Genomic DNA, 1,303 nt, shown 5'->3' with positions numbered 1-1,303 from the left:
GCAAAGGTCTAGAGCAACAAAAACTAGATCCAACTATTCTGCGCTATGTAGGATCAGTCGTTTCTGTCACCCTCAATATCCTTCTAGTCATTGGTATTTTGGGCTATTTTGGTATTCAGACAACTAGCTTTGCTGCTTTAATTGCTACTGCCGGTATTGCAATTGGCGCAGCCTGGGCTGGTCTGCTCTCTAATTTTGCAGCAGGCGTATTTGTAATTGTGTTGCGTCCCTTCAAGGTTGGTGACTTCGTGACTGCAGGCGGTGTAACGGGAACTATTAAAGAGATTGGACTCTTTTCATCAACTATCTATACGCCAGACAATATTGCAACAATGGTTGGCAATACCAAAATTTTGGGTGACACAATTCAAAATTTTAGCCATAGCCCTTATCGCCGGGTAGACCTTAAATGTCAAATTGCGGGAGCCGCCGACCAAATCGCTGCGATGCAACTTTTACGTGAAAAGATATCCGCTATCCCAAATGTTTTGCAAGATCCAGCGGTTGAAGTCAATATATTGGAGTTCAATCTTGTTGGTCCAGTATTGGCAGTGCGCCCTTACTGCAATAACGATCATTATTGGCAAGTCTATTTTGATAGCAATCGCGTCATGAGTGAGGAATTGACGGCGGCTGGATTCCCAGCACCTATCGCCTCACAAAATATGATCATGAAGCAAAGTTAATTTCATAGCAACCAACTAGGAAAAGTAAAAATGAAGAAAATCATCATCGCCTTAAGTATTGCATTGAGCTTTGCAATTCCATCAATTGCATCCGCTGATCAGGCTGCATGTGAAGCCAAAGCTGTCAGCAAAGATGGCAAGCCACTATATGGCGCAGCCAAAGATGCATCCATTAAAAAATGTATGGGTTCCGCAGCGAATTCTGGTTGCGAAGCCAAAGCTGTGAGTAAGGATGGCAAGCCACTATATGGTGCTGCGAAAGAGGCATCTATTAAGAAGTGTGAAGGTGGCAAGTAAATACCGTCTCATGAAGTTAAAAAGCCTCGCATTTTATTGCGAGGCTTTTAATTTAAATTGAAGTAATTACTTAGAACGGTTCATATCCACCAGAAGAGTATCCGATAGATCCCATCGCCAAGTTATCGAACTTGGTATAAGGGCCTTGCCAGCTGAGGCGCACTGTGCCAATGGGACCATTACGCTGCTTACCAATAATAATCTCCGCTACACCCTTATCCGTCGTGGTATCGGGGTGATAAACCTCATCCCTGTAGATAAACATAATTAAGTCAGCATCTTGCTCAATCGCACCTGACTCACGTAAATCAGACATGATG

Annotated in this window: 3 protein-coding genes; 2 read left to right on the top strand and 1 reads right to left on the bottom strand. The window is 43.4% G+C overall.

The features are described 5' to 3' along the window. Nucleotides 1–686: mechanosensitive ion channel family protein (locus B7Y67_RS18295; protein WP_293599856.1), on the top strand; the 686-nt coding region annotated here is incomplete at its 5' end. Between the two features lie 30 nt (nucleotides 687–716). After that, a complete protein-coding gene (locus B7Y67_RS18290; protein WP_293599855.1) occupies nucleotides 717–983 on the top strand; it encodes a hypothetical protein in 267 nt (88 codons plus the stop codon). A gap of 70 nt (nucleotides 984–1,053) precedes the next feature. On the opposite strand, the gene B7Y67_RS18285 is transcribed toward B7Y67_RS18290, so the two are convergent. Continuing rightward, a partial coding sequence (locus B7Y67_RS18285) for a DnaB-like helicase C-terminal domain-containing protein (RefSeq protein ID WP_293599854.1) occupies nucleotides 1,054–1,303 on the bottom strand: 250 nt, incomplete at its 5' end.

This window comes from Polynucleobacter sp. 35-46-11 (assembly GCF_002281105.1).
This window is presented reverse-complemented; position numbering and strand designations above follow the sequence as displayed.